We start from the raw sequence: 25,674 nt of genomic DNA, 5'->3' as shown, positions 1-25,674 counted from the left end.
ACCCTGATTGTAATGTTTCCTACTAATACGTATTTTAACAGAAGTATACCTATTCGTCCCGGATGTTAAATAAAGATATGTTCGGATTGGATGGAAATCCATGTGAAATTGATGATAGAGTGTTGTATTTATATAACCAGAGTCGTATAATAATACACAAATATGCATATAAGCGACGGAATTGCTGTGTTCGGGCCTCATTCATGCAAGGGCATAGCACAAGTAGCGCATACATCGAGATTGGGGGAGCGAGAGTGAATAACAAATTAAAAGTAGCAATCGTCGGTTCCACCGGCTACGGCGGGGTGGAACTGATTCGTTTTTTCCAGAACCATCCGCAGGTTGAAATCACATCGGTGATCTCATCATCGAGCAGTGGTGAGTCCATCGCAGATGGATTTCCGCATTTGACGGACGTGATTCACAGGCCACTCGACGGTGTAGATCCGGCTGAGATTGCGAGTCGTGCGGATCTGGTATTCACAGCGACCCCGTCCGGCGTAAGTGCAAAGCTCGTACCAAGCCTGCTGGCAGCAGGGCTTAAGGTCATTGACCTTTCTGGGGATTTCAGACTCAAAGATGGAACGGTGTACGAAGAGTGGTACAAACATCCGGCTCCTCCAGCTGATTTGCTGGAACAAGCTGTTTACGGCATGGCTGAGGTGTACGGTGAAAAGGTGAAGGGACAGAATTTTATATCCAACCCAGGCTGTTATCCAACGGCTACACTTCTTGGACTGATCCCTGCAGTAGAGGCAGGCTGGATTGATCCTTCTACTATTATTATTGATGCCAAATCAGGCGTATCCGGAGCGGGACGCGGAACAAGTCTGACCAACCATTATGCAGAGATGAATGAAAATTTCAAAGCCTATAAACTGAACAAACACCAACATATTCCCGAGATTGAACAAGTGCTTGGTGATATAACAGGAACGGCTGTTACGGTTACCTTTACAACACAACTGGTGCCAATGACACGTGGAATCATGAGTACGATGTATGCAAAACTCATTGGGGAACACAGCGACCGGGAGATCGTAGATTTGTACCGCAAATATTATGAGAACAGACCTTTTGTACGTGTACGTGAACCGGGTATCTGGCCTTCGACCAAAGAAGTGTACGGATCCAACTATTGTGATATCGGATTTGCGGTGGATCCTCGCACAGGGCGTTTGACGATTATTTCGGTCATCGACAACCTGGTGAAGGGTGCTTCCGGGCAAGCGATTCAAAATATGAACCTGATGATGGGATGGGAGGAGAACCTCGGGCTGAACATGACACCGGTATATCCATAAGGGATTGGAATTCAAGAGGAGCACTAGAACATTCGGTGTAAAAGTGCTCTCTCAGAGTCTTCTAGGGAGAACGGATCAGGTTAAGCAGGCGGATCATCGGCATATAGCTGAACGCATACGGGGGATATGATATGGGAACGAATGTGGAGCAACAGACTTTTACCGTGGTTGAGAACGGAACAATTGTAACCCCTGGGGGATTCACTGCTGGTGGACTTCACTGTGGATTGAAAAAGACATCTCGCAATGACATCGGAGCGATCCGATGTGATGTACCTGCTACAGCTGCTGCTGTATACACAACGAACGTATTTCAGGCCGCACCACTCAAAGTAACGCGCGAAAGCTTGAGCAATGGACGCCTGCAAGCTGTTATCGTCAATAGTGGTAACGCCAATGCATGTACAGGGCAACAAGGTGAAGAAGATGCTTATGCGATGCGCTCGGCAGCTGCGCGGGAGCTGGGTGTGGCAGAAGAGGACGTGGCTGTGGCATCCACAGGTGTCATTGGGGAATTGCTCAAAATGGATGCTGTGCATTCAGGCATCACCGGCCTTCCAGCGCATATGGGCAAGGAGTCGAATGAGGCGGAACAATTTTCACAAGCGATTCTGACAACGGATTTGGTGAAAAAGGAAGCCTGCGTCTCCGTTATGGTTAACGGTAAGACGGTTACGATTGCGGGAGCCGCCAAAGGCTCGGGTATGATTCATCCGAATATGGCGACAATGCTCGCTTTTATGACCTCTGACGCGGTCATTGGTGCAGAAGCGTTGCAGCGCCTGCTGCGCCAGGCAACGAATCATACATTCAACATGATTACAGTCGATGGAGATACGAGTACAAACGACATGCTGGTAGCTATGTCCAGTGGATATGCAGGCAATGAAGAGCTGACCACAGAGCACCCGGATTGGGACGCTTTTGCAACAGGCTTCACCTATGTATGCCAAGTGCTGGCCAAAGCCATTGCTCGCGATGGTGAAGGAGCAACCAAACTGGTCGAGGTAGAAGTTACAGGTGCGGTAAGTGATGAATCCGCGCAAGCAATCGCGAAAACTGTCATCGGGTCCAGTCTGGTGAAATCCGCCATGTTCGGCGCAGATGCCAACTGGGGACGGATTATTGCAGCCGTAGGGCGTGCAGGACAGCCAGTAAACCCGAATAAAGTAGATATCCGTTTGGGAGATATCTCGGTACTCGCGCAGTCCCGCCCAGTCGTGTTTGACGAAGAATTGGCATTGGCTTATTTGCAGACCGATACAGTTCGCATTGTGGTAGATCTGCACCACGGCGAAGGTACTGCAACAGCATGGGGCTGCGACCTGACGTATGACTACGTCCGAATTAACGCCGCATACCGCACGTAATAAGACTTAGCATTTATTCTATTGAAGCTAACAGCTTCCCTATGAGAAGCTGTTTCGTAAATATATAGAAAATCTATAAGGATTGAACTTTATTTGGTCTTTGAGATAACTGGCGAAGGCAGTGGAGGAGACGGAATCGATTCTGTAGAAGCGAAGCGTTCGCCTTTGTCTCCGGGTTTCCCCTTTAAAAAGGGAATCAAAAAACCTGGAGACAACAGCGATCAAAAGAACGATCTGGATTCGGAACGGTCAGCCAACGAATATCGCATCAATTAAGTGTTAAGCCTTTTAGAATATTTGGACGAAAGGAGCTTGCCCTCATGAATTCAACAATGCCAAACAAGAGTACCGCAACGGAAGCGAGCACAGAGAAACAGATGTTTGTCATGAAATGTGGAGGCAGCACGCTGGCGGCATTGCCGGAGTCTTTCTTTGCGGATCTGCGTGATTTGCAGTCTCAGGGTACACAGCCAGTCATCGTGCATGGCGGAGGTCCTGCGATCTCGGATAACCTGGCGAAGCTTGGTATCGAAACCGAATTCGTTAATGGCCTGCGCAAAACGACTGAACCTGTGCTGGACGTAGTGGAGATGGTACTCGCTGGAAGTATCAACAAACAGATCGTGCGTTTGATTCAACGTGTTGGTGGTCGTGCACTAGGCTTGTCTGGCGTGGACGGTGGCCTGATTCAGGCTAAACCTGTTACAAACCACGCAGAGATCGGTTGGGTAGGCGATGTCACTGGTGTGAATGCAGAGATTATCCAAGGTATCGTGAACATGGGTTACATGCCGGTTATCGCGCCAGTTGGTGTGGATGCAACCGGACAACGCTACAACATTAACGCGGATACAGCTGCGGGAGCAGTGGCGTCTCATCTCGGCGTGAGTCGGATGATTGTCGTGACTGACGTTCCTGGCATCATGAAGAACGTAGGCGGCGAGAAAAAAGTATTGCCATCCGTATCTGTACAAGAGATTGAAGACATGATCCAGACCGGAGAAATCTATGGCGGCATGATTCCCAAAGTGCGTGCAGCAATCGCATGTATCCATGGTCAAGTGCGTGAGGTTATCATCGTTGACGGTAGCGAACCCCAGATCCTAAGCCGTGTGCTCGGCGGAGAAATTATCGGAACAAGAATCATCCGTATGCAATAATTTGCTCGATACGCTAGGGTCTTAATAGCCGTATATTATATAAAAAAATATGTGCACGATTTTTTTGTGAATCTGGGCATAACGCGATGACGGAAGAGTGCAGAGCCAATCTGAAGAAAAGACGCAAGAACGGAGAGGACAGAAATAACCTGAAGAAGCGAAGCGTGCGCCTTTATCCCCGGATTTCCCCCTGTGAACAAATAATCAAAGAAATCCGGGGATAACAGCGATCAGAAGGTTGTTCTGTCATCGAAGTGGAAGTATGCATACGTTCGGAAGATGGACTGCAATCGAAGTGGTGTCTAGTGTTATGTTTATTCACCTTAGGCGTGCACCAACCAATAAGGAGTGATATGGTCATGGCAAAAGGCAACGAACAGCCAGGTTCTGGCACAGCGGTAGCGGGCGCAACAGCAACAGGTGCAGCAGCACAGACGGAAAGCTCGCTTTTCCAAACGTATGCGCGTTATCCAATCAGTCTGGTTAAAGGTAAAGGCAGCTGGTTGTGGGACGACCAGGGCAACCGTTATCTTGATTTCATGTGTGGCCTCGCTGTAACTAGCCTGGGCCATGCACCGGAGAAAGTTGGAGCCAAGCTGAAAGCTCAGATTGATGAGCTGTGGCATGTGTCCAACCTGTTCCAGATTCCAGGCCAGGAGAAGGCAGCAGCATTGCTGACAGCCAATACATGCGCTGATGCAGTGTTCTTCTGTAACAGTGGTGCCGAAGCGAACGAAGCGGCTATTAAGGTAGCCCGTCGTTATCACCAGCAGGTGAAAGGCACAGATCGCTATGAAGTGATTACATTTGCCCAATCCTTCCATGGACGGACGCTTGCAACACTGACAGCAACCGGACAGGATAAGGTGAAAGAAGGATTTTTGCCATTGCCAGCCGGATTTGTAACCGTACCTTTGCATGATATTCCCGCACTGGAAGCGGCAATTGGACCCAATACTGCAGCTATTATGCTGGAAATGGTTCAAGCCGAGGGTGGTGTATATCCGGTCGAACCGGAATTCGTCAAACATGTACGGAGATTGTGTGACGAGCATGGGTTGCTTCTGATTGTCGATGAAGTACAAACAGGAATGGGACGTACGGGTAGACTGTTCGCGCACGAACATTATGGCATTGAGCCAGACGTGTTCACCGTTGCTAAAGGTATCGGTAGTGGTTTCCCTGTAGGCGCGATGCTGGGTAAAGGTTTCCTGCGGGATGCGTTCACACCAGGTAGCCATGCGACAACATTTGGTGGAACACCGCTTGCTTCATCCGTTGTGATTGCAACAATCGAAACGATGCTGGAAGATCGTTTGCCAGAGCGTGCAGCGGAGATGGGTGAATACCTGATGAGCTCCCTGCGGAATCGTTTGGCGGGCAATTCCTTTGTGAAGGAAGTACGTGGCTTGGGATTGTTGGTCGGTATTGAATGTGCTGAGCCGGTAGGTGATATTGTGCTTGCTGGGCAAAAACGTGGTATCTTGTTCGTCTCTGCAGGACCAAATGTGATTCGTTTGCTTCCGAACCTGTATGTGAGCAAAGAAGAGATCGACGAGGCGGTATCCCTGGTAGCCACATTGATCGAAGAGCACGTAGCGGCGAAAGCCTAATATAAAAATGAGAACCTTTCTGTCTCGGGGCCATTACCGGCCTCGAAGCAGAACGAGATGATGAATCCCTGTAGCCGCGCGGTGAACTTGCGGAAGATGAACTTGAGAAGCACCAAACACGATGTTAACGGTGCTCTCTTCTGCCCATGCGGGTGCAGGGAACCGGAAATAAGGAGGACATTATACATGACAGCACAACAGACGGAAAAGGTTCAGAAGATTGATCTGAGAGGCCGGGATTTTATCGAATTCACGGACTACACGGCAGAGGAGATTCGTTATCTGCTTGATCTCGCGATCGAGATTAAAGGCAAGCAAAAAAGCGGTGTACCTTTTCAACCGTTGAAAGGTAAAACGATCGGACTTATTTTTGAAAAATCATCTACACGTACGCGTGTATCCTTTGAAGTGGGCATGTTCCAATTGGGCGGACACGCACTCTTCCTGAGCAAAAATGATATCCAACTGGGGCGCGGGGAAACAACACATGATACAGCCAAAGTATTGTCCCGTTACCTGGACGGCATCATGATCCGTACCTTTGGACACCATAATGTAACTGAACTGGCAGAGCATGCGGATGTGCCGGTCATTAACGGACTGAGCGATGCAGCGCATCCTTGTCAGGTACTGGCAGACTTCCAAACGGTGCTGGAGCACAAAGGTAAGCTGGCAGGTCTGAAAATGGCTTACATCGGAGATGGCAACAACATGGCACACTCCCTGATGCTCGGAGCAGCGAAGATGGGTATGCATGTTGCTGTAGCAACGCCAGAAGGCTATGAGCCGGATAGCGCAGTTGTGGAGCAGGCACGTATTATCGCACAGGAGAGCGGTTCTGAAGTGATTGTAACCTACAGTGCACAGGAAGCTGCGAAAGATGCAGATATCGTGTACACGGATGTATGGGCAAGCATGGGCTTTGAAGAAGAACAGAAGATTCGGGAGCAGGCATTTGCGGCATATCAAGTGGACGAGGAACTGATGAAAGGCGCGAAGCCGGACTACATGTTCTTGCATTGTCTGCCAGCACACCGCGGCGAAGAAGTGAGTGCCGGTGTAATTGACGGACCGAACTCCCTGATCTTTGATCAGGCGGAGAATCGCTTGCATGCACAGAAAGCCTTAATGGCTGCGTTAATGAGCGAATAGCTGCTATTTCATTGAACGGGTTGATTTTAGGCGCAGATTTCGCGATGATAGATTCATCTATAATGTACTTTAAAAAGTTAATTAAACAAGAAGCATACACAAAAACGGAGAGACAGAAAAAGCCTGAAGAAGCGAAGCGGTCGCCTTTATCCCCGGATTTTACCCTTTATCATAAAGGAATGAAAAAATCTGGGGATAACAGTGATCGGAAGGGTTTTCTGGCTCGTAGGATTCAGTGTATGAAGGCTCTGTTTAACTTAACTGATCTTGGGGAGGACCATCGAACATGGCTAAGGAAAAAATTGTACTCGCGTATTCAGGCGGGTTGGACACATCTGTAATTTTGAAATGGTTGAAAGAAACGTATGATGCTGAGATTATTGCATTCACAGCGGATATTGGACAAAAGGATGAATTGGACGGTTTGGAGGAAAAAGCACTGGCAACAGGCGCTTCCAAAGTATACATCGACGATCTGCGTGATGAATTCGCAAAAGATTTCATCTATCCGATGTTCCAGGCGGGTGCCCTCTATGAAGGACAATACCTGCTTGGTACAAGTATCGCTCGTCCACTGATCGCTAAACGTATGGTGGACATCGCTCGTGCAGAAGGGGCTACGGCCATCGCTCACGGCGCTACAGGTAAAGGAAATGACCAAGTTCGCTTTGAGTTGAACGCGGCTGCGCTGACACCAGACATTAACGTAATTGCACCTTGGCGTCTGGAAGAATTCCGTAACCAGTTCCCGGGACGTGCCGAGATGATTGCTTACGCTGAGAAACATGGTATTCCGGTAACCGCATCTGCAGCTAAACCATACTCCACAGACCGTAACTTGCTGCATATCAGCTATGAGAGCGGTGTGCTCGAAGATCCTTGGTTCGATCCAAGCGCGGACGAGAACAAAGACATGTTCTTGCTGAGCAGTGCACCTGAAGATGCACCAGATCAAGCGGAATATGTTGAACTGGAATTCGAACAAGGTGACTGTGTTGCACTGAACGGTGAGCGCTTGAGCCCACTGCAAGTGATGGAGCAACTGAACGAGCTGGGTGGCAAACATGGGATTGGCCGTGTAGATATGGTTGAGAATCGTTTTGTTGGTATGAAGAGCCGTGGCGTGTACGAAACACCAGGTGGAACAATCTTGTTCACCGCACATCGCAAAATGGAATCCATCACGATGGACCGTGAAGTGATGAACCTGCGTGATAGCCTGATCACACGTTACAGCACGCTCGTTTACAACGGCTTCTGGTTTGCACCGGAACGTCTGGCGCTGCAAGCGCTGGTGACTGAAAGCCAGAAGAACGTAACAGGTACGGTTCGTGTGAAACTGTACAAAGGCAACATCATCGGCGCAGGTGTGAAAAGTCCTGTCAGCCTTTACAATCCGGACATCGCAACGATGGAAGCTGATCCAACACAAGCCTACGATCAAGGTGATGCAACGGGCTTTATCCGCCTGAATGCACTGCGTTTGAAAGTAAACTCCGGCGTGGAGCAAAACAAAAACTAATTTCAACCTGCATACTAGAGCTACATCAATATAAATGACAAGGCAGGCCGTTCTTGCACATCTGGCAGGAGCGGCTTTGTCCATGAGCGAAAGGGGAGTACTCACTGTGAGCAAGCTGTGGGGAGGACGTTTTACAAAACAAACCAATCATTTGGTTGAGGAATATACGGCATCGATCAATTTTGACAAAGCTTTGGCTGAGGAAGATATCCAGGGCAGTCTGGCCCATGTAACAATGCTGGGCAAATGTGGTATTCTTCCGGCAGAAGATGTGGAGACGATCAAAGAAGGTCTGATCACTGTTTTGCACAAAATCCGTGCAGGTGAAGTAGAATTCTCCGTATCGGACGAAGACATCCACATGAATATTGAGAAAAACCTGATCGACACGATTGGCCCTGTAGGCGGTAAACTACATACAGGCCGTAGCCGGAACGACCAGGTTGCAACGGATATGCACCTATACCTGCGCGAGCGGGTGGTTGGCTTTGTAGGTATGTTGCATTCCTTGCAGGAAGCACTGATTGGACAAGCGAAAGATAACCTCGATACCATCGTACCGGGTTATACGCATCTTCAACGGGCCCAGCCGATTCTGTTCGCCCATCACCTGATGGCGTATGTATCCATGTTCCAACGGGATGCTGAGCGTCTGATGGACAGCTACAAACGCATTAACATCCTGCCACTGGGCGCAGGTGCGCTCGCGGGTACAACATTCCCGATTGACCGTCATTTTGTGGCGGAACAACTGGGCTTCGACGGCGTGTACGAGAACAGTCTGGACGCAGTAAGCGACCGTGACTTCATCGTTGAGTTCCTGGCGGCAGCTTCGCTCATCATGACTCACTTGTCCCGTCTGAGTGAAGAGTTGGTACTGTGGAGCAGCACAGAGTTTGGGTTCGTTGAACTGGACGATGCGTTCTGCACAGGCAGCAGCATTATGCCTCAGAAGAAAAACCCGGACGTTCCTGAACTCGTTCGTGGTAAAACAGGACGTGTGTACGGCAACCTGATTGGTTTGCTGACAGTATTGAAATCTCTTCCACTGGCATACAACAAAGACATGCAGGAAGACAAAGAAGGCATGTTTGATACAGTAGCGACGCTGGAGGGGGCACTGCAACTGTTTGCTCCAATGATCGCAACAATGACAGTGAACAAGGATCGGATGCGTCAAGCGGTCAACCAGGATTTCTCCAACGCTACGGATATTGCCGACTTCCTCGTGGGTGAAGGCTTACCTTTCCGTCAGGCGCATGAAGTGATTGGTAAAACGGTGTTGTACTGCATCCAGAACAGCAAGTATTTGCTGGATCTGACGATTGATGAATTCCGTCAGTTCTCACCACTGTTTGATGACCGGATCTATGATGTGCTGCAACCGGAAGCGGTTGTGAACGCTCGTAATGTTTACGGCGGAACAGCTTCGGGTCAAGTTGCTGAAGCGATTGGACGCAGTGAGAAGGTACTTGAGATCACCGAGCAATGGATTACGAACCGCGATTAATGTCACGGTTACGATAGGTATCTCACAGATACGACAGTACAATAAAGAAGCAGGCCAGAGAACTTCGTTCTCAACGGCCTGCTTTTTTTATGTTTTACAGCAATGTGATGTAGATCATTCCAACTCCATAGCAACGGAAAGTTGTTTAGTCATCGGAGTACCAGCCTTCTTTATCCTCAGTAGCTCCCAATGCTCCACTAGTCCCGTTTGGGCAAAGGCAACCATTTCAATACATCCTGGATCTTGGCATCCCAGTAGCCCCACTCATGTTCACCAGGTCCTTCCTCGTATGTCAATGCGAAGTTCGTTTGTTCACAGGCATGCCGGAAGGTTTGATTATCCTCATACAGGAAATCTTCCGTTCCGCAACATTGGTAGAGCAAAGGTCGAGGACTTTCGCTAGATTGATTCTCTTTTAACAGATGGATCAGATCGTTCTCTGTACCTGTCACCTCTGGTCCGAAAATCCGTTGTAACTCCGTCTGTTGCAATGCTGAGGATGCATTTCTATCCATATGTGCAGACATATCGAGTGCTCCGGACAAACTGGCAGCTGCAGCGTATTGATCTGGTTTACGAAGGGCCAGCTTGAATGCACCATAACCACCCATGGATAAACCTGCAACGAAGTTATCCTCACGCTTTGGTGACAATGGGAAGAAAGAGCGAGCGAGTGCTGGCAGTTCTTCACTGATAAACGTCCAGTACTTTCCACCTTCCACCATATCCGTATAGAAGCTGCGATGTACCTGTGGCATAACAACGGCGATCCCGAGGTTGGCCACATAACGTTCGATGGAAGTCCGGCGCAACCAGATGGAATCATCATCAGACAGACCGTGCAGCAGGTATAGGGTTGGGTGCAGTCCTTTGCCGGTCACATTCTCCATACCGATCTGATTGTGGGTTTGTTGCGGCAGAATGACATGCATGCTGGTGCTAAGCCCGAGTGTATCCGAGTAAAAATCACATTTAATAAGTGCCATGAGTATAAGAAACCCCTTTCATAAGTTCGTTAACCACGTGTTCTGACATGAGACGATGGGATGGAAATCGGATGCCTAAGCCTCCAAAGTGTTTATATGTAACAGGTTATACGCATTACTCTTCCATTGCAATAACAAGATCTACAGTAGAAAACAAAGAATTTCACACCAGTGGTTAAAATGGAAGTATGTAATTGGATTATCGATTTTTAACGCACTTTACAACGTAACAATGTTATGTTACACTCGTTTCAATAAAAAGGGGGACCATATATGACGGATGATTTGATCTCCAAGAAAGAATTGTTGGACCTGACAGGAATCTCATACGGCCAGTTGTACCGCTGGAAGCGGAAAAATCTCATTCCGGAAGAATGGTTCATTCGGAAATCGTCCTACACCGGACAAGAGACCTTTTTTCCCAAACAACAGATTTTACTGCGCATTGACAAGATTCTCAATATGAAAGACGGATTATCGCTGGATGAGCTGGCAGACGTGTTCTCACCTACGTTGGGTGAAGTGGAGATGTCTGCACAGCTACTATTAGAGCGGAACATTGTTTCACAAATCTCGCTGGATCTGTTGAAAGAAGCAGATCGAGAACAATCGCTGTATGCTTTGGAGCAGATTATGATGCTCTACGTCCTTGATAAGCTGTTAATGAGCGGAGATATTACTCGGCAAGAGGGTGCGTTGCTGATCGAAGTGATGTCCGAACATTATTATCGTTTTACAGGCAAACCCAGCGAACTCGTGCTTATTCGTAAGATGGGTGTTCCTTCATTCATGCTGGTAACAGCAGGAACGGAGTTTTATTTTGACAATGGTGTGAAGGTGGTTCTTAGGAAGCCGATGGGAACATTTATGGAAGAATTAAAACTCAAATTGGGATAAGGAGAGGATCATCTATGGAAGAGCGGAATAAGCGGAATGATCTGAATGTGGCGGGCATAAGTCAAACGGCAGGCGGGAATTTTCACCGTGTATCTATTGATGGCATGGCTAAGGTGAACGGCAACCTGGACTGCACCTCTATGGAAGTGAATGGAACATTGAAGATGCACGGCGCTTTGAGCTCCGAGAGTGTAACGATTAACGGCATGTGTACGTTGAATGGCCCTTTGACCAGTTCTCGTGTTCGGGTGGATGGCTTAACTACGATTAACGGAGATCTCCATAGCCCTGAGCTTGAAGTGAACGGAAAGTGTACCGTACGTGGAAGAGTGGATGGGGAACGAATTGATATAGGCGGTGTGATCGATATTGAAGGGGATGTCCAATGTGAGTCCCTGAATGTACGGGGCAATATTAAGATCAGCGGCTTACTGAATGCGGGAACAGTGGAGATCAGGCTGCATACATCTTCTTCGGCTAAAGAGATTGGCGGAGAGCGTATCGATATTCGTCGCAAGGAACAACAGAATGGATTTTGGAAAAGTATTGGTCTGGGCGGGACCCCTTCATTTAAGACTTCCTTAATTGAGGGTGATGAGATTGTGCTGGAAGATACTGAAGCTGATATTGTTCGGGGGAGTAACATTTTTATCGGTCGCGGCTGTAACATCAGGCTGGTCGAGTATTCGGGTGAACTTGAGATAGATCAGGATGCCAAGGTGGGCAGCAGTCAGCAAATTTAAAGTTTGGATATGGAGAGAAAGGGATGGGATCGACATGAATAACAATCCTGGGCGTTCATTGGACAAAAAAATGGATATCAGCATCGTTGGTGATGGCAGTTCTTCTGGTGGCGTGTACGGCAAGATCAAGGTCGTAGGGGACGCGTCCTTTAACGACAATCTATCTTGTGATCGATTCAAATGTACGGGTACATCGGTCATATACGGATCGCTTGAATCCACAGATATTAAAATTACCGGCACCCTTACTCTGAAAGAGCGAGAGGCCAGCAACGATGTTGAGGATGGAATCCAGGTATCTGGCCTGCATGCCAAAGCTGAGCATATAAAAGTTGTCGGTGAACTTCATCTGTCAGGGGATTGTCAGGCAGAAAATATCAAGCTGAACGGACGGTTGACGATAGCGGGGATGCTCAGCGCTGAACACATGACACTCAAAATCATGGGTCCTTCAGAGGTCAAGGAAATGGGCGGTTCCATCATCTCGGTGAAGAGTGGCCGGCTGAATGACTTGTTTACGGGGAATAAATCAATTCTTAAAGCACAGATTATCGAAGGTGACGACATTGAATTAGAGAATACGGAGGCCGAGATTGTCCGTGGCGATAAAATAAAAATCGGTCCTGGCTGCCGGATTGGTACAGTGGAATACCGTTCATCTCTGCAAATTCATCCGCAATCGGAAGTTTTGCTGCAAAGCAATCGGTCCTTGGACTGATTAACGAAAACTTCTTTTCGGATATACTAATGCAGTCATATGAATAGAGCGTGAATGGAGAGATTGAGTACAATGGTTGCACGTAAAAACAGTATTGGATTGGTGCTGGCAGGGTTACTGCTCAGCATACTTATGGCTTCGATGGATAACACCATCGTGGCAACAGCTATGGGGGACATTGTCGGGAAACTGGGTGGGCTCGACAAGTTCGTCTGGGTTACCTCCGCGTACATGGTGGCTGAGATGGCAGGGATGCCGATCTTTGGTAAGCTATCCGATATGTATGGACGGAAGAAATTTTTTGTGTTTGGTATTATTGTGTTTATGCTTGGCTCAGCGCTGTGCGGAACGGCAACGTCTATTGTGGAATTGACGATGTACAGAGCGATTCAAGGTATTGGTGCGGGGGCCTTGGTGCCGATTGCCTTTACGATCATGTTTGATGTCGTTGCACCAGAATCTCGTGGTAAATTGGGTGGATTGTTTGGAGCGGTCTTTGGCCTGTCCAGCGTATTCGGACCTCTGCTCGGTGCTTACATTACCCAGTATGCGACATGGGAATGGGTATTCTACATCAACCTGCCACTAGGCTTGATTGCATTTGTGTTTATTGCCTTCTTCTACAAGGAGTCTCATCAGCATCAATCCCAACAGATCGACTGGCTGGGTGCTGTAACGCTGATCGGTGCTGTTGTGTGCCTGATCTTTGGTCTGGAACTGGGCGGCAAAACATTTGCATGGGGTTCCTGGCAGATTCTTGGCTTGTTTGCCGGATTTGTAGCATTAGCGCTGCTCTTCCTTTTTGCAGAAACCAAAGCCAAAGAACCAATTATCTCCTTCAGCATGTTCCGCAACCGGGTCTACTGGTCCAGTAACGTTATTGGTATGTTCAGTGGTGCGGCGTTCATTACAGCATCCGTGTACATTCCGATCTTCATACAGGGGGTACTTGGTGGTAAAGCGACCAACTCCGGTCTTGTGCTGCTGCCCATGATGCTTGGGTCTGTGGTGACGGCGTCCCTGGGCGGGGTGTTGATGACCAAAATCAAGTATCGCAATATCATGATCCCTACGTTGGCCTTGCTTGTCATTGGACTCGGATTGCTGACTACGTTGGATGAGAATTCATCCCTTTGGACGATACGTATCTACATGGTGATGGTTGGTCTTGGTGTCGGTGCCTCGTTCTCGGTACTCAGCAATGCAGCCATGAATGCGTTTGAACCGCAAAGACGAGGAGCAGCAAGCTCCACACTTAACTTTTTGCGGTCCCTCGGCATGACGATGGGCATTACGATCTTTGGTATCGTACAGAGCCAGGTATTTACGCGTAAAATGAACGACGCTCTCGCTGGTTCAGCTGCTGAAGCAGGCGGTGCTTCAGCGGGTGGCGTGCCTCAGGGAGTGGATCTGACCGATCCACATGCGTTGCTCTCACCAGAACTCAGACAGGCGATTCCGCCTCAGGTGCTGGATACCATCACACATGCCCTGTCTTCTTCCATCGTACAGTTATTTGCCTGGGCTGTAATTCCGGCTGCACTCGCGTTGGTCGCTTCCTTCTTCATGGGAAAAGAGAAGATGGTTGTAGGCGAAGAGCAAGGCGAATACACAGGCGGTCACTAAACCGTTATGCATACGATACAGCGGCTACTCGTAATTTATAAAAACGAATAACTTATCTTAGCTTAAAACATGAAAGACACACTTCTCGCGTACCTGCAAAAGGGACGGGATGTGTGTCTTTTTGTTTTTGTTGGCTTCAGAAAAGGAACCTAAGGCTGTTTTGTATCGCTAATCCCGTCCTCGACCACAGAAGGCCCTTGTGGATCAGGCAGGCTGCTATGACCGGAGCGGGCAATCAGGCGATTCTGAGCTTTGTACGTGTCCCGTGTAATCGTTTTGGATTCGACCACTTTGCCGTCCAGCCTTTTAGTTCTTACCGTCTCGACAATATATCCGGGCTGTCCGTCTTGCAGCACCTGCTGTGCACCATCAGGCAGTACAGTACTGGACACATATTTTACTGGAACACTTAATGTTTCAATGGTACGAGATTCAAGGGCATAGCTGACATTCTCCGGGAATGTGCCGAAAAATTTCACCATCAATTGGTGGTTCTTCACCTCTGCATGAATGAGTAAGGACTTTCCAGTATTATTCTTGAAGCGAAAATTGATGGCTCCCGAGGCAAAGGTGGCATCCAATCCTTTCGGCAAATATTTGACCGGCAGGGAATGGTTGCGACGCTCAATAATATCAAGACCCGTCAATAGCGCTGCGTTATACACCGTACTGGATACCTGGCAGATCCCCCCGCCAATTCCGGGGGTAAGTCTTCCATTGACAATGACCGGTGCCTCACGAAACCCATAATCCTTCTCCGCTTTACGGATGATCTTCTCATAATCGAATGTGGCATCCGGTGGCAAAATCATGCCGTTAATCGCTTCCGCCGCTGCGCTGACATTATGTATCCGGCCTTCACTACTATTGCCCAGACCCGTGGAGAACTGGATGATCTTTCGGTCAATGCCTTCCTGGCGTAGCGAATCAAGAGTTACTTCGGGTTTCAGCGTATACAGTGGTACCTGGATCAGCAGTGGGGCGGGTTTCTCATCCGGGTTCAGTACACTGAAATCTCGGTGCAACTTGGTCTGAATGAGACTTGCAAGTGTATCCCAATCAATCCGGCGGACGCCCTTTTCCGGGATATACTGGACTTTGTCACTTGTGGTAATGCGGCGAACAGCGTCCGCAGGTGTACCGAAGGTTTCTTTTTCCCAGGCAGGGCTGAGATGTTCTTGGAGTGGTCTTGAGTTGTAGGTCATATCGAGAGAGAACTCTTTCGGAAAATGATAACGTGCATAAGCGCGTTCCCACAAGTTACCTTCCTCCAGCTGCTGTATTGCGGACTCCAAGCTGTTAACGTTGTAACTCACCCCCACCTGAGCTGCGGTATACGACATCGTCTGGGGGTTGGGTTCAGTCACTTCAAAGGTGACAGGCCAGTCCTCCAGCTTTTGGATCTTTTCATCCAATTCATGCAATACGTTCTTGCGATTCTTCCCCTCCACCAGCATGCCGCCAACATGAACATCTTTGGGCAGGGCAGGTTGATTCACGTACATATACAGCAATCCATAAGACGCGGAGCCGATCAAGAGGATGGAGAATAGAACAATGACCGTCACATGTATTTTTTTCATAACCGTACGCTCCTTTATACTTCTGTTGTTCCGCACTTTGTAACACTTTCTATATATATGATCCAATGCAGGAAAACTTTCGGGTACTCAATAGGTAACAAATTTGTTACAATAAACTTCATATGAATCCATGCTTCACCAACGAAATAGGGACGAAGTGGATTTTTCCTGATGAAATTCAGGTCTTTTTAAAGGAAATGCCGGGATTGTGTCGAAATGATAATGGCTAACTATGCGAGCAGGAAGTGATGATGTGATAGAAATGCAGGACGTGTGGAAGACCTACGCCAATGGGACCCACGCATTACAAGGGGTGTCGGTGAAGATCGACCGCAATGAATTTGTCTATATCGTCGGTCCGTCCGGCGCAGGTAAATCGACATTTATGAAATTGATGTACAGAGAAGAAGTTCCGACCAAAGGACAAATATCCATTAACGGATTTAATATTGGTAAGTTGAAGCCAAGAAAGATTCCTTATGTGCGTCGTAACATCGGCGTTGTGTTCCAGGATTTTCGTCTGCTGCCACGGATGACAGCATTTGAGAATGTGGCATTTGCCATGGAAGTTATTGAAGCACCGAAGCGTCATATCAAGAAACGGGTGATGGAAGTGCTTGATCTGGTGGGACTGCGCAGCAAGGCGAATCGTGAACCTTCACAGCTCTCGGGTGGAGAACAGCAGCGAATTGCCATTGCACGGGCTATCGTCAATAACCCATCGGTTATTATCGCGGATGAGCCTACAGGTAACCTCGATCCGGAGACGTCGTGGGGCATTATGCAACTGCTGGATGAAATTAATTTCCGGGGAACAACCATTGTTATGGCAACCCACAACAAAGATATCGTGAATACGATGCGTAAGCGGGTAATCGCCATTGAACGTGGACAGATTGTACGGGATCAGATGAGAGGGGAATACGGTTATGAATTTTAGTACTCTCTTGCGCCATTTGCGGGAGGGATTCAAAAACGTATTCCGCAACGGCTGGATGTCTGTGGCCTCCATCATGTCCATCATTGTGTCCTTATTGATTCTTGGTGTGTTTATGTTGCTGGTGCTCAATGTGAACTCGATGGCGAATCAGGTTGATAGCCAGGTGGAGATCAGCACGTTCCTCGAACTGAATGTGGACGAGAACCTGCGTAACACACTGGAGCAAGAAATCAGCGCGATGCCTGAAGTAAGTGAGATTCGTTTTGTTTCCAAGGAAGAAGGACTCAAGGAGTTCCGTGAGCGTCTTGGAGAGAGTGCAGATAACGTGCTTAGCGGTTTCGATGTGGACAACAACCCACTGCCGGAGACCATTGAAGTTGAGGTCATTGAACCGGAAACCGTCACTTTTGTGGCGCAAAAAATTGAAGCTTTGAACGAAAAACACCCGGAGAAGCCGATCATGAAAGTGAACTACGGCAAGGAAACGGTGGAAGTGTTGTTCAAATTTACGAAACTTGTTCGTAACATCGGATTTATTTTTGTTGGGGGACTGGGTCTAATGTCCATGTTCCTGATCTCGAATACGATTCGCGTAACGATTCTGGCACGTCGCCGGGAGATCGGAATTATGAAGCTGGTTGGCGCAACCAATACCTTTATTCGCTGGCCTTTCTTTATTGAAGGTGCACTCATTGGATTTATTGGCTCGGTCATTACGGTTGGTGTGCTGTTTGTTGGATACAGCCAGTTGATGAACACGATTGGTCAGGATGTCTTCATGCAGATGCTTAACTTGATTCCGCTGGGCGAAATCTGGGGGCTGTTTGGAACACTGTTGATCGGACTCGGTGTGCTGGTAGGTATTTTGGGAAGTACGCTGTCCATTCGGAAATCACTCAACGTTTAAATTTTGTTTTCAACGATCGAATTGCAGAATATGTCGAAAAGAATGACAAAGCAGGTTCATTAATGGACGCTGTTTGACGATATGTAGGAAAGACGGAGTCTTTAAGATTGAAGAAAGCAAAGAACATGCTGTTCACCACCTGTGCAGGTTGCTTTCTTGTGAAATCATAGGATGGGGGATCATCATTTTGAAAAAAACTGCTTCGCTGCTGGCCTTTACGTTATTGGCCAGTTTGACGCTTCAACCTTCTGACGGATATGCCAAGAGTAGCATCAGCGATATTGACCAACAGATTCAGCAACTGGAGAGCAAGGCGGCTTCTGCCAAGCAGGAGCAAAAAAAAGCGGCTTCCAACAAAAAGGAAGCACAGCATTACAAGAACAAAACCAACGCTTATCTGAAGGTTGTCATGGAACAGATCAATGTCGTTAGTGATGAACTGGCCAGTGTATCCTTGCAGATCGAGAACACGGAAGAAGATCTCCGTACAACGAAGAAAGATCTGCAAGCGGCAGAAGAACGCATTGTTGCAAGGGAAAAATTGTTGGAGTCACGTGTACGCCTGATGTACACGGACGGTGCTGTATCCTATCTGGATGTACTGTTGTCCTCTACCAGCTTCACTGACTTTCTGACTCGTGCGGATTCACTCAAAACGATCGTGGATCAGGATCAACATCTGCTGGATGAACACAAAGCGGACAAGCAACTTGTTGTGGACAAAAAGGCAGAATTGGATGTGCAATATGCGGAAGCCAAGAGCCTGTATGCACAGAAGAAACAGCGCAAGTCCCAATTGAATGAAAAAGAAGCGGAAAAGCAAGTGCTTCTCGCTTCATATGATGCTAAAATTGAAGAGTCAGAAGAGCTGACACAAGAGCAGGAAGATGTATTAATGCAGATTGCCAGCAAACGTTCGGCACTTCTTCAAGAGAAAAATAAATTGCGTGAACAGCAGGCTGCAGCTGCAGCCAAAGCAAAAGCCGCGGCAGCAGCCCGGGCGAAAGCTGCAGCCAAGGCGCCAACCAGAGTGAGTTCGGATAGCAGCAGTGAGGTCACGTATTCATCCGGTAATGGTATCTTCTCAAGACCGGTATCTGGAGGACGTATTTCTTCTCCATTCGGTCCTCGTACCCATCCAATTACGGGCGTAGTGGGTAAGATGCATGCTGGTGTCGATTTTGCTGTTCCTCAGGGAACTTCGGTTCACGCTGCTTCTGGCGGAATCGTGATCATGGCTGAATGGTATAGCGGATATGGCTATACGGTTATTGTGGACCACGGCGGTGGACTATGGACGTTATATGGTCACTTGCGCGAAGGTGGATTCAAAGTCAGCAAGGGAGACACTGTAAGCAAAGGGGATACCATTGCTGAGTCAGGAAATACAGGGAACTCTACTGGACCTCACTTGCACTTTGAAGTGAGAGATAACGGTACCGCTGTAAATCCGATGAACTATTTGTAATTATTGCTCCATTGTTCGAATGGAAAAAACATATTCCGTACAAGCTAGACATATAATAAGCTGGCATGTTCAGGGAATGGATTCTCGCAACAATGGAATCGGACACGCTTCAAAACTAAAGGCGGTGACAAACGGATGATGAAGAAAAGATCGGCGCTACTGCTTGTCATTGTGGGTCTCCTGGGTGGTAGTTTGCTAACCCTGGTACTAATGACTTACCCGGGAATAGCAAACCAAACCACAGCGGGCGAAGGTTTGCTGGCTAGTGTAACCGGCAATACACAGCAGAAGAACGATTTGAAAAAGATTGAAACTGCGATGGATTTGATCTCAAGCAACTATTATAAAGACGTGGATCAGACCAAATTGATTGACGGTGCGATCAACGGCATGATGGAATCGCTTGGTGATCCGTACTCCAACTATATGGGGCAGGAAACGGCTGCTCAGTTTGAAGAGTCGATCGAAGGTTCATTTACCGGTATTGGCGCAGAGGTGTCCTCACAGGATGGAAACGTTGTTGTTGTTTCCCCGATCAAAGGATCACCTGCCGAGAAAGCGGGTATTCGTGCAAAAGACATGATTATGTCGGTCAACGGCGAATCCCTGCAAGGGTTGGAACTGAACAAGGCTGTCAACAAAATCAGAGGTCCCAAGGGCAGTGAAGCGAAGGTACAGGTCAAACGTGCCGGATCTTCCGAGCTGATTGAATTTGTCATTGTACGGGATGACATTGATCTGGAGACCGTATATGCTCACATGGAGGATGGCGGAATTGGCGTTATTGCCATTACTCAATTCTCTTTGAATACAGGCGATCGCTTCAAGGAAGAGTTGGCGAAGCTTGAGAAGCAGAACATGAAAGGTCTGGTCATCGACGTACGGAATGACCCAGGCGGTGTATTGCAAGTCGTTATTGATATTGCTGAACAGTTTGTTCCTAAAGGCAAGGTTATTGTGCAAGTTGAAGACAAGAACGGCAAAAAGGAACAAAGCAAGTCCAATGGATCAGCAAAGGCTTATCCAGTCACAGTCTTGATGAACAAGGGCAGTGCGAGTGCGTCGGAGATTTTGGCCGGTGCATTACAACAGTCAGCAGGTGCTAAGTTGATTGGTGAAAACTCCTTTGGTAAAGGAACCGTACAGACGAGTTATGACAAGCAAATGGGTGACGGCAGCTTGCTGAAGATCACCATTGCCAAGTGGCTCACTCCGAACGGAGACTGGATTCATGAAAAAGGAATCAAACCGGATATTGCGGTAGACCAGCCGGATTATTTCTCGGTGGCACCGATTAACAAAGAGAAGTTACCACTGAAATATGACAGCAATAGCACGGATGTGAAAAGTGCGCAGACGATGCTGAGAGGACTCGATTTCAAACCGGATCGTGTGGACGGATACTACGACCAGAAGACAGAAGAAGCGGTCAAAGCATTCCAGAAGCAAAAAGGCATTCAGGCTACAGGCCAGATTGACGAGAAAACCGCTGAATCACTGGAAGCGGCTCTGATTGAACGTATTGCCAATCCTCAATATGATGCACAGCTGAAACGCGCGATCGAAAATGTCTCAAAGGATATTTCGTCCGCTGTGTCGAAGCCATAAAGAAGGCTGATTTTCAGCCTTCTTTTTTTCTGAACCGGCTGAAAGAGAGGGGTGACCGACCACAATGGAATGGGTATGGCCGTGGTTAACTACATTAGGGGAAGCTTTGTTGCAGTTGTTTATTCAGCCGTTTTATTATATTGCGGTGATCCTGATTGCGCTGATCTATCATCGTCAGTTACTGCAGGAGCGTAAATTGTTTCATGTTCGTTTGCAAAGCTCGATAACACAGACGATTCGTGCGGTGCTCGGAGGCATACTCATCGGTACCATCGTCTCGATTGTGTCCCTATTCCTGGGTGCACATCTTACACTGGGAAGCCTGATATGCATATGGGCTGCAACATTAATTCTATCCTTGTTCCGTATCCGGTATCTGTGCTTTGCTTATGCGGCAGGGTTACTGGGTGTGCTGCAATTTGGTTTGAATCTGGCTTCAGGCTGGCAACCATCGGGTTGGATGGGTAGTGTAACGGAAACGCTACGTACCCTGGATATGCCTGCACTGCTTGTCCTGGCGGCGCTTCTACATATGGGTGAAGCCCTGTTGGTGCGCATGCAGGGGGTATCGATGGCATCACCGCTTCTCTTCGAGGGAAAACGCGGGAAACTGGTTGGTGGATATCAACTGCAACAGTTCTGGGCCATTCCTCTACTAATTCTTGTCCCGGTCACAGGCAGTGGCGCGGAGCTGGCTTGGAATCCACTGATGAATGCAGGACATAGTTACATGCTGGTTGCGTTACCGATTATGCTCGGATTTGGTGAGATCACGCAGAGTATGCTTCCGGGGCAAAAGGTGCAGATCTCATCCAAGCGGTTGATGATATATGGGGCAACTTTGCTTGTGTTCAGTTTGCTTGCTGCATGGTGGTCTCCACTCATGGTGGTTGCTGCGCTGATCGCTTTTATTGGACATGAATTTCTGGTATGGTACAGCGCGTTTGAAGAGCAAAACCGCAGTCCGGTATTTGTTCATCCGCAGCATGGGTTGAAAGTATTGGCTGTTATTCCGGAGAGTCCTGCAGCGGATTTGGGGATTGAAGCAGGAGAGACCTTGTACAAGGTGAATGGTAAGTTGGTTCATTCACCGGAAGAGTTGCATCGTGCTCTGCGGATGAACCCGGCTTTTTGCAAACTTGAGGTTCGCAATCATCAGGGAGAAAGCAAGTTCATGCAACGAGCGATCTATGAAGGGGAGCATCATCAGCTTGGGGTCATTATGGCACCGGACAATCACGAGGTCTGGGCGATTCGGTTACGTCCACTGACACTGTTCCATATCATCAACCTCAAATTGTTTGCTCGTCTGAAAAAACCACAAAGGGACGAAGCTCCCTTGGCGTTACCGCCAGCCCCTGTGGCCAGTGATAAAGGTTCCATAGAGATGTAACCACTAAGCATACGTGATGAAGTATGTTGCATAAATCAAGCAATGAAAAAGGTATTTCCTAACGCCGTCGCAGGCAAGGGAAATACCTTTTTTGTTATTGTTTTAACATAAAGATGGCGATTTGGGTTCGATCACGCAAGCTCAACTTGCCGAGAATATCCGTGACGTAGTTTTTGACTGTGCCTTCACTGAGGAACAGTTTGGCGGCAATTTCCTTATTGGATAACCCCTCCGATATGGCCTCGGCAACCGCCAGCTCCATACGTGTCAGTCCATAGGCTTCGATTGGGTTCTGTGTCAGGGGAATCGCAGCAGGACGAAGAAAGCCTGCCAATTTGCGGGCAATATCCGGATGAATTAACATATCACCGTTATGTACGGTCTTGATGCCTTGAATGATCCGCTCAGGTGGAACATTTTTGAGCAAATAACCGCTTGCGCCATTCTGTAATGCCTGAATAATATATTCATCGTCGTCAAAAGTAGTTAGCATGAGTACCTGGATTTCAGGAAAACGTGACTTGATGCGTTTGGAACCTTCAACTCCGTCACATTCCGGCATCCGAATATCCATCAACACCACGTCCGCAGGCGTTCCTGCTTCAAGCAATTCCAACGCTTCTTGTCCATTTGAGGCTGTGCCTGTAACGCGAATGCCGGAGTCCAGTCCGAGCAGCACTTTAAGGCTCTCGCGAATGAAGTAATCATCGTCTGCGAGAATCAGCCGAATAAGTGGGAGTTGGGCTGAATCATTGTTTTGGTTCACATCATTCCGTTCGGACATGAGAACATTCACTTCCTTTTTTCAGAGTATATCCAACTGGTTCGTTATTGGAATACGTGTAATCACTGTATATGGAAAAGCTGATTGGATCTCCAAGGTTCCTCCCACCATTTGTGTACGTAGACGCATACCTTCCTGTCCTATGCCACTTCCCTTAGACGAATGGGGATTGATTTTGCCATCATTACTTACGCTCATACAGACTTCCTGATACCCGAATTCCAACTCTACTGTGATCGAAGAAGCATTTCCGTGTCGCAGTGCATTGGTCAGGGCTTCTTTGGCATTTTTGAATAAAACGATTTGTATGCTGGGATACAGCGCATGAGATGGGCCATGAACTTCATAATTTGTCTTCACGCCGGTATCTCTACCCAATTCCTCTAGAAGACGATCCAGGGCGTAGGCTTCGGATGCATAGGAATTAGGTTGCAGTTTGTGCAGTGTGCTGCGCATATCATCCATACTGGTGGCCAATTGATCGCGAATCTGTCTCACCATTTCTGTTCCTTGTTCCATATTCAGGGGGAGGGTCAGCAGGGCGGCTTCCGACATCATTTTGGTGCGAATCAGTCGATGCCCGATATCGTCATGAAGCTGTCTGGAGATACGGGTACGTTCCTCTGCCTGAGCCACTCCTTCAAGTTGCTTTGTAAATAACAGCAGCTGCGCACGCGCTTCTTGTAGCTCGTAATGTTTGCTGCGGAGCTCGTCATAGACTTGTTCCAGTTGTCCGCGGCTGCTCGCCGTTCTTGATCCCTGCCAGGACAGAGCCGCTGTGATGAGCAGAAGCAGGTTGCCAAGAACCATCGCAATTGTCTCTGTGGAGAGTAATGCAGTGGCGGTTGTATTTAGTGTGGTTAACCCAGGCTGCGATGCCTGTGGGACAGAATAATGCCAATGCAAAGCGACATTGTTAGCAATGAGCTGAATCGCAAACATCAACCATCTCCTACTTCCCTCCAGTCTGTATATATATACGTAGAGCACGGATAGAGAGAGGAATAGCAGAAACGGTCCATACGAAACAATCAGCCAGCAGCTCCAGAGTATTTCGGCCAGAAGCAACAGCCATTGCTGTGTACTTGAACGGTTGAAATCTTTCCACACAGAGAGTCCAAGCGCGATGATGATATGCAGGGTGTAGACAGCTTCGTTTTCCAAGGGCAGCATCAAGAGGTACAGCACTGCTGGAACGATAATTAATCCGTATTGCAGAAACCGCATCGGCATATGTAAATGACATCCTTTATATAAAAAGTGGAGTAGAAAATCTCTTGGTAATGCGCCCTTGATTATACCATAAGCAGCATTCGAATCAGGAGATGACTTAAGTCACCTTCGATTCATGACTTTTCGTACCTTCGCTACAGATTGCGATCCGTTACAATAAAATTATGAAATCCAGCGGCGGAAGCCGAAACGGAAAAGGGGCGTATAAGGGATGGGCATACTTGAAGTAGATCATGTAGTAAAACGATACGGCAGCAAGCTGTCCGTGGATCATTTGAACCTCAGTGTTGGCAAAGGCGAGATTTTTGGATTGCTTGGTCCCAATGGAGCAGGAAAAAGTACCACCATCAGCATGATTGCAGGGCTCCTGAATATGGATCAGGGTGAGATCAGATTAGATGGGATCTCGGTCAAGGAGCGACCGCTTGAAGTAAAGCGCAAGATCGGACTCGTTCCGCAGGATCTGGCTTTATACGAAACCATGTCTGCTGCGGAGAATGTGACTTTCTTTGCCCGACTGTATGGACTGCGTGGAAAATTGCTTAAGGAAAGAGTGCTGGAGTCCCTTGAATTTGTAGGGTTGCAGGATAAAGCAAAGGATGCCCCCTCGACCTTCTCTGGCGGTATGAAACGCAGGTTAAACATCGCATGTGCGATTACACATCGCCCGGATCTAATTATCATGGATGAACCTACAGTTGGCATTGATCCGCAATCTCGGAATCATATTCTTGAATCGGTACGCACACTTAACAAGACGGGTTCAACGATCATATATACAAGTCATTACATGGAGGAAGTGGCGGCGATTAGTCACCGGGTTGCGATTATGGATCAGGGGCGAATTATTGCCTGTGGGACTGAAGCAGAGCTGAGAGAACGGGTAGCATCGGAGGAAAAAGTAGTGCTCTCCACTTCCGGTATCGGTGCCGACGTCGTAGAAGAACTGAAACTTCACCCTCGCGTGCGGATGGTAGACGTTTCAGAGAATACGCTGACTATTACGCTGCCCTCGGCACAGCAGGATCTCCAGGATCTGCTCTTCATTTGCAGCAAACATGAAATATCCATTCAGTCGCTCAAGGTCGAAGAGCCGGATCTGGAAACGTTGTTCCTCAATCTGACCGGGCGTACGCTTCGGGACTAGGGGGAACAAG

The 25,674-nt window shown here is 48.1% G+C and carries 22 protein-coding genes; 18 read left to right on the top strand and 4 right to left on the bottom strand.

Annotated elements, in window-relative coordinates:
- Positions 1–254: 254 nt before the first annotated feature.
- From argC to argH, 8 genes are all read left to right on the top strand, one after another.
- A complete protein-coding gene (argC, locus tag NZ043_RS06130; RefSeq protein WP_339311019.1) occupies positions 255–1,304 on the top strand; it encodes an N-acetyl-gamma-glutamyl-phosphate reductase in 1,050 nt (349 codons plus the stop codon).
- A 131-nt stretch (positions 1,305–1,435) separates the two neighbouring features.
- Positions 1,436–2,674 (top strand): bifunctional glutamate N-acetyltransferase/amino-acid acetyltransferase ArgJ, encoded by a 1,239-nt coding sequence (argJ, locus tag NZ043_RS06125; RefSeq protein WP_339311017.1) that lies wholly within the window; start codon positions 1,436–1,438, stop codon positions 2,672–2,674.
- 93 nt (positions 2,675–2,767) lie between these two features.
- Positions 2,768–2,950 carry a hypothetical protein gene (locus NZ043_RS06120; protein WP_339311015.1) on the top strand — a complete coding sequence of 61 codons (183 nt, stop codon included), beginning with the start codon at positions 2,768–2,770 and terminating at the stop codon, positions 2,948–2,950.
- A gap of 44 nt (positions 2,951–2,994) precedes the next feature.
- Complete coding sequence (gene argB / locus NZ043_RS06115; protein ID WP_289390477.1) at positions 2,995–3,834, top strand: acetylglutamate kinase; 840 nt, start codon at positions 2,995–2,997, stop codon at positions 3,832–3,834.
- Positions 3,835–4,193: 359 nt separating this feature from the next.
- Complete coding sequence (locus NZ043_RS06110) at positions 4,194–5,447, top strand: aspartate aminotransferase family protein (protein ID WP_339311012.1); 1,254 nt, start codon at positions 4,194–4,196, stop codon at positions 5,445–5,447.
- Between the two features lie 186 nt (positions 5,448–5,633).
- Positions 5,634–6,599 carry an ornithine carbamoyltransferase gene (gene argF / locus NZ043_RS06105; RefSeq protein ID WP_339311010.1) on the top strand — a complete coding sequence of 322 codons (966 nt, stop codon included), beginning with the start codon at positions 5,634–5,636 and terminating at the stop codon, positions 6,597–6,599.
- A 286-nt stretch (positions 6,600–6,885) separates the two neighbouring features.
- Complete coding sequence (locus tag NZ043_RS06100; protein ID WP_017692004.1) at positions 6,886–8,121, top strand: argininosuccinate synthase; 1,236 nt, start codon at positions 6,886–6,888, stop codon at positions 8,119–8,121.
- 106 nt (positions 8,122–8,227) lie between these two features.
- The gene (gene argH / locus NZ043_RS06095; RefSeq protein WP_133386414.1) at positions 8,228–9,631 is read left to right on the top strand and encodes an argininosuccinate lyase; all 1,404 of its coding nucleotides are present in this window, start codon (positions 8,228–8,230) and stop codon (positions 9,629–9,631) included.
- A 197-nt stretch (positions 9,632–9,828) separates the two neighbouring features.
- On the opposite strand, the gene NZ043_RS06090 is transcribed toward argH, so the two are convergent.
- Complete coding sequence (locus NZ043_RS06090) at positions 9,829–10,617, bottom strand: alpha/beta hydrolase family protein (protein ID WP_339311008.1); 789 nt, start codon at positions 10,615–10,617, stop codon at positions 9,829–9,831.
- A 273-nt stretch (positions 10,618–10,890) separates the two neighbouring features.
- On the opposite strand from NZ043_RS06090, the gene NZ043_RS06085 reads away from it, so the two are divergent.
- The 4 genes from NZ043_RS06085 to NZ043_RS06070 all read left to right on the top strand — a co-directional run bounded on the left by NZ043_RS06085 (position 10,891) and on the right by NZ043_RS06070 (position 14,601).
- Positions 10,891–11,514, top strand: a complete 624-nt coding sequence (locus tag NZ043_RS06085; protein WP_339311006.1) for a YhbD family protein — start codon at positions 10,891–10,893, stop codon at positions 11,512–11,514.
- Positions 11,515–11,528: 14 nt separating this feature from the next.
- Positions 11,529–12,257: a polymer-forming cytoskeletal protein gene (locus NZ043_RS06080; protein ID WP_091036410.1), complete on the top strand. Its 729-nt coding sequence runs from the start codon at positions 11,529–11,531 to the stop codon at positions 12,255–12,257.
- Between the two features lie 34 nt (positions 12,258–12,291).
- Positions 12,292–12,975, top strand: a complete 684-nt coding sequence (locus NZ043_RS06075) for a hypothetical protein (protein ID WP_091036413.1) — start codon at positions 12,292–12,294, stop codon at positions 12,973–12,975.
- A gap of 72 nt (positions 12,976–13,047) precedes the next feature.
- The gene (locus NZ043_RS06070) at positions 13,048–14,601 is read left to right on the top strand and encodes an MDR family MFS transporter (protein WP_338588675.1); all 1,554 of its coding nucleotides are present in this window, start codon (positions 13,048–13,050) and stop codon (positions 14,599–14,601) included.
- A gap of 149 nt (positions 14,602–14,750) precedes the next feature.
- Here NZ043_RS06070 and NZ043_RS06065 read toward each other — a convergent pair whose 3' ends face one another.
- Positions 14,751–16,184: a VanW family protein gene (locus tag NZ043_RS06065; protein WP_339311003.1), complete on the bottom strand. Its 1,434-nt coding sequence runs from the start codon at positions 16,182–16,184 to the stop codon at positions 14,751–14,753.
- 253 nt (positions 16,185–16,437) lie between these two features.
- Between NZ043_RS06065 and ftsE the strand changes: the two genes are divergently transcribed.
- From ftsE to NZ043_RS06040, 5 genes are all read left to right on the top strand, one after another.
- A complete protein-coding gene (ftsE, locus tag NZ043_RS06060; RefSeq protein WP_024631580.1) occupies positions 16,438–17,124 on the top strand; it encodes a cell division ATP-binding protein FtsE in 687 nt (228 codons plus the stop codon).
- Complete coding sequence (gene ftsX, locus NZ043_RS06055; RefSeq protein WP_091036421.1) at positions 17,114–18,031, top strand: permease-like cell division protein FtsX; 918 nt, start codon at positions 17,114–17,116, stop codon at positions 18,029–18,031. Before ftsE ends, ftsX begins: the two co-directional genes overlap by 11 nt.
- 187 nt (positions 18,032–18,218) lie before the next feature.
- Entirely contained in the window at positions 18,219–19,499 is a 1,281-nt protein-coding gene (locus NZ043_RS06050) for a M23 family metallopeptidase (RefSeq protein ID WP_091036424.1), read from the top strand.
- Positions 19,500–19,634: 135 nt separating this feature from the next.
- Positions 19,635–21,107 (top strand): S41 family peptidase, encoded by a 1,473-nt coding sequence (locus NZ043_RS06045; RefSeq protein ID WP_074096593.1) that lies wholly within the window; start codon positions 19,635–19,637, stop codon positions 21,105–21,107.
- 64 nt (positions 21,108–21,171) lie between these two features.
- Positions 21,172–22,500, top strand: a complete 1,329-nt coding sequence (locus NZ043_RS06040) for a PDZ domain-containing protein (RefSeq protein WP_339311000.1) — start codon at positions 21,172–21,174, stop codon at positions 22,498–22,500.
- A gap of 94 nt (positions 22,501–22,594) precedes the next feature.
- On the opposite strand, the gene NZ043_RS06035 is transcribed toward NZ043_RS06040, so the two are convergent.
- Positions 22,595–23,284 carry a response regulator transcription factor gene (locus NZ043_RS06035; protein WP_339310999.1) on the bottom strand — a complete coding sequence of 230 codons (690 nt, stop codon included), beginning with the start codon at positions 23,282–23,284 and terminating at the stop codon, positions 22,595–22,597.
- Between the two features lie 21 nt (positions 23,285–23,305).
- On the bottom strand, positions 23,306–24,517 hold the full coding sequence (locus NZ043_RS06030) for a sensor histidine kinase (protein ID WP_339310997.1): 1,212 nt from the start codon (positions 24,515–24,517) through the stop codon (positions 23,306–23,308).
- 211 nt (positions 24,518–24,728) lie between these two features.
- Here NZ043_RS06030 and NZ043_RS06025 point away from each other — a divergent pair, with 211 nt between their 5' ends.
- Entirely contained in the window at positions 24,729–25,664 is a 936-nt protein-coding gene (locus NZ043_RS06025) for an ABC transporter ATP-binding protein (RefSeq protein WP_339310995.1), read from the top strand.
- Positions 25,665–25,674 lie beyond the last annotated feature (10 nt).

Source organism: Paenibacillus sp. FSL k6-2145, assembly GCF_037976585.1.
Classification (GTDB): Bacteria; Bacillota; Bacilli; order Paenibacillales; family Paenibacillaceae; genus Paenibacillus.
This window is presented reverse-complemented; position numbering and strand designations above follow the sequence as displayed.